Here is a 4,401-nt window from a genome sequence, read left to right on the forward strand (position 1 = left end):
TGATCAGGTAATGAAAATGGTTGCTGGCGGGGAATGGAGGCCAGCAGCGGTGAGATCACTTCCAGTTCTTCCTGTACGGTGTTGGCTTGGGCTGGAGTGACAGTATGCTGAGTATGCAAACGGACTTGCTGCAATATGGCTTCGGGCAGCTGCTCAAAGTAACCCGCCGGCGCCTCGAAAGGTACATCAGCTGGCCATTTGGCGTCCGGAGCGATCTGCATTAACTCATCTAATATGTCCTGTTGCTTTTTCATATACTGCTTTTTAGACAGCCCTTTATTTTAATAGTTTAATGAGATTTTAATCTTTTGATAAAAATATTTAAAGATGACTTAAAATGTATATCAGATATGTGCCATGTCAGCCGTTTTTGATAAACTCCTCAATCTTCTTTACGGCATGGTGATAAGAGGCTTTCAGCGCACCTTCCGACGTTTCCAACACTCTGCTCATTTCTTCATAGGGCATTTCATCATAATACCGCAGACTGAATACAATACGCTGCTTTTCCGGTAGCTGAAGTATAGCTGTTTGAAGTTTCCATTCCAGCTTATTCGGATCAAACTGCGGATCTGCCCGGAGCTTATTGCTCAGCCCTGTTTCCACATCAGACAGGGAGACGGAAACCTTGCGTTTCTGTTGTTCCAGGAACGTAAGACTTTCGTTGGTGGCAATTTTATACAGCCAGGTGTATAACTGTGCGTCTTCCCGGAATCCTTCCAGGTTTTTCCACACTTTTATGAATATATTCTGCAATACGTCATTGGCGTCCTCATGTGCTATCACCAGCCTGCGAACATGCCAGTATAGCCGTTCCTGGTACTTCTGGACTATAAGGGTAAATCCTTTTTCCCGGGTAGCAGGCGAACGGTATAATGTCAAGAGTGCCTTATCATCCTGTATAACGGCCATAGGTTAAATGGTTCTGAACAGGTTTTATTGAATCAAGTTAACTAAAACCTCTGATAAGACGGGAATAGTGTTCGAAGGTTTAACTGTGATTTTTTTTTGATTATGCGGATTTGCTGATGAGCGAAGATAAAAGCGTGTAAATTGTCTGAACTGTGATTTTTTTGATTAGTGTGATGCTGGTGATAGCGAAGATTGTCGGAGATTACAATAGTAGCGATAAAAGCGTATGGCCCGTTTAGAGTTAATCTAAACGGGCCATACGCTTTTATCTTCGCTATCACCAGCATCACACTAATCAAAAAAATCACAGTCCCTTTTTGCGGGAGATGGCTTTCTCAGCGGCAGCTACGATGTGATTGGCATCGAGGCCGTATTTGGTGAGCAGCTCCACGGGTTTGCCACTTTCGCCGAATGTATCGTTGGTACCAACATATTCGATCGGAACGGGGATGTTACGGGCTGCTACCTGTGCGATGCTGTCGCCCAGACCACCGAGCACGTTGTGTTCTTCAGCTGTAACTGCGCAACCTGTTTTGGAAAGGGACTTGATAACGGCAGCTTCGTCCAGTGGCTTGATTGTATGTATGTTGATGATCTCAACGCTGTAACCTTTTTCTTCCAGTACCTTACCAGCCTCAATTGCGATCCATACCAGGTGGCCGCAGGCGAAGAGGGTAATATCAGTTCCTTCATGCAGGATCTGTGCCTTGCCGATTTCAAACTTTTGATCTTCCGGTGTGAAGTTTGGCCATTTGGGACGGCCAAAGCGGAGATATACCGGGCCTTCATAGTCTGCAATCGCAATAGTAGCTGCTTTGGTCTGATTGAAATCGCAAGGAACGATAACGGTCATACCAGGCAGCATTTTCATCATGCCTATATCTTCCAGTATCTGGTGAGTAGCGCCATCTTCACCGAGGGTGAGCCCTGCGTGAGAAGCGCATATTTTTACGTTTTTATTGGAATAAGCAATAGACTGGCGGATCTGGTCATATACCCTGCCGGTAGAGAAATTGGCAAATGTAGTGGTATAAGGGATCTTGCCACCCAGGGTCATGCCTGCTGCAATACCCATCATGTTGGCTTCAGCGATACCTACCTGTACAAAGCGGTCAGGAAATTCCTTAATAAATGCGTTCAGCTTCATAGAGCCAAGCAGGTCGGCGGTAAGCGCCACCACATTGGGATTTTTGCGTCCGGCTTCCAGTATACCTTCACCAAATCCGGCGCGGGTTTCTTTTTCGTTCAGCGGTTGAATATCTTTTACCATTGCGGTTTTTTTAAAATTGAAGCGTAAAAGTAATCATTTGTGATGATTAGTTGCTCAGCACTTTATCGCGCAGGCTTACTTCCCATTGCCATGCAGTACGCATGCAATCTTCTATACCTATTTCAGGCTGCCAGCCCAGTTTTTCCTTAGCCCGGGAGTTATTGGCATAGATAGAGATCACATCACCCGGACGACGGGGACCGAGTATATAGTTAAGTTTTACGCCCGATATTTTTTCAAAAGCTTTGATAGCTTCCAGTACTGTTACGCCGTTACCGGTGCCGAGGTTGAATATCTCGCAGTTGCTGGCATTGCGATGGTCAATAAGGTACTGTAACGCTTTCGTATGTGCGTTGGCGATATCTGTAACATGGATATAGTCACGTACGCAGGAACCGTCGCGGGTATCATAATCAGAGCCAAATACGGTCATTTTGGGGATCTTACCGATGGCGGTCTGTGTGATTACTGGCACGAGGTTATCCGGTTTGCCCAGCGGGAGTTCACCGATAAGCGCAGAAGGATGTGCACCTACCGGGTTGAAATAACGCAGTAATATAGACTGTGTGTCATTCACACGACTGTAGTCTTCAATGATCTGTTCACCCATCTGTTTGGTGCGGGCATAAGGGGATTGCGCTTCGCCAAGTGGTGTTTCTTCCACTACTGGCAAGGCATCAGTATTGCCGTACACGGAGCAGGAAGACGAGAATACCAGGTTAGGAATGTTGAATTCCTTTATGCACTTCAGTACATTAATAAGTGAAGTCAGGTTATTATGGAAATATAACAGTGGATCAGCAACGGATTCGGGTACTGTTTTCAGGGCAGCGAAATGAATGACGCCTATGATGTCCCTGTTTTCGTGAAAAACGGCATGGGTATCTTCCAGGTTGCAGAGATCTACTTTGTAGTTGCGAACCCTTTTCCCGGTAATTTTTTCCACACCATCCAGCAGTTGTGTGGTGCTTCTTATGTTGCTGTCTACAGATACTACATCAAATCCATGATTTATTAGATCTACAATAGTATGGGCGCCGATATAGCCACAACCACCAGTTACAAGAACCTTCATAATAATTTGATATTTATGATTTTATGAGATGTCAGATCAATTTTTGTTCCAGCACTTTTTCAAGATACTGTCCATAACCGCTTTTCAGCAAAGGTTTCGCCAGTTCCTGCAACTGACCGGCACTGATAAAACCTTTACGGTAGGCTATTTCCTCAATGCAGGCAATCTTAATACCCTGGCGCTGTTCTATCACTTGCACAAACTGAGATGCCTGCATCAACGAATCGAAGGTACCAGTATCCAGCCATGCAGTTCCGCGCGGTAAGATAGAAACTTTTAATTTTCCGCGGCGCAGATATTCTTTGTTTACATCAGTAATTTCGTATTCCCCGCGGGCACTTGGCTGCAGGTTTTTAGCTATCTCCACAACGCTGTTGTCATAAAAATAGAGTCCGGGTACAGCAAAGTTTGACTTAGGTTTCGCAGGTTTTTCCTCTATAGATAATACCGTCATGTTGTCTGCAAACTCCACCACGCCATATCTTTCCGGGTCTGATACCTGGTATGCATATACGATACCGCCATCAGGCGCAGCATTACCCGCCAGCTGTGTGCCGAGGCCTGCACCGTAAAAGATGTTGTCCCCCAGTACGAGCGCCACGTTGTCTTTGCCGATAAATTCTTCGCCAATTACAAAAGCTTGTGCCAGCCCATTGGGCAGTGGTTGCTCTGCATAGCTGATATGAATGCCGAATTGGTTACCATTACCAAAGAGGCGTTGAAAGGAGGGCAAATCGTGCGGCGTTGAGATGATCAGTATGTCTTTTATCCCTGCCAGCATCAGTGTGGACAATGGATAATAGATCATTGGTTTGTCATACACCGGCATAATTTGTTTGCTGATCGCGTAGGTGATGGGGTGTAATCGGGTGCCAGATCCGCCGGCGAGAATAATTCCTTTCATTTATGAGAATAGTTTTTTAATGGACATCAATTGCTTCACACCATAAAAATCGTACAAAAATAACTGCTCTGATCCACATCCCGCAGCTTTTTTACAAAAAAAAGAGGCTGTATCATAAATAAATGATGCAGCCTCTTCTTTTTTGTCGATATATTTTATCAATTTGAGATAAAATCTTAAAAAATCAATATTCTTCAGTCATTTTAAGCTGCCTTTTTACGCAGATTATGTGCTAATGCC

5 protein-coding genes are annotated in these 4,401 nt (G+C 44.8%); all 5 read right to left on the bottom strand.

The annotated features are described in order from the left end of the window. The coding region (locus VM802_RS06830; RefSeq protein ID WP_325529072.1) for a hypothetical protein at positions 1–254 on the bottom strand (254 nt) is incomplete at its 3' end. A 106-nt stretch (positions 255–360) separates the two neighbouring features. Further along, positions 361–912, bottom strand: coding sequence for an RNA polymerase sigma factor (locus tag VM802_RS06835; protein ID WP_325529073.1), 552 nt, complete (start codon positions 910–912; stop codon positions 361–363). Between the two features lie 304 nt (positions 913–1,216). Continuing rightward, on the bottom strand, positions 1,217–2,182 hold the full coding sequence (locus tag VM802_RS06840) for a transketolase family protein (protein WP_325529074.1): 966 nt from the start codon (positions 2,180–2,182) through the stop codon (positions 1,217–1,219). A 46-nt stretch (positions 2,183–2,228) separates the two neighbouring features. Beyond that, a complete protein-coding gene (gene galE / locus VM802_RS06845; protein WP_325529075.1) occupies positions 2,229–3,257 on the bottom strand; it encodes a UDP-glucose 4-epimerase GalE in 1,029 nt (342 codons plus the stop codon). A gap of 31 nt (positions 3,258–3,288) precedes the next feature. Continuing rightward, positions 3,289–4,161, bottom strand: a complete 873-nt coding sequence (gene rfbA, locus VM802_RS06850; RefSeq protein ID WP_325529076.1) for a glucose-1-phosphate thymidylyltransferase RfbA — start codon at positions 4,159–4,161, stop codon at positions 3,289–3,291. Positions 4,162–4,401: the final 240 nt, after the last annotated feature.

It is taken from the genome of Chitinophaga sp. (assembly GCF_035538455.1).
GTDB lineage: Bacteria > Bacteroidota > Bacteroidia > Chitinophagales > Chitinophagaceae > Chitinophaga.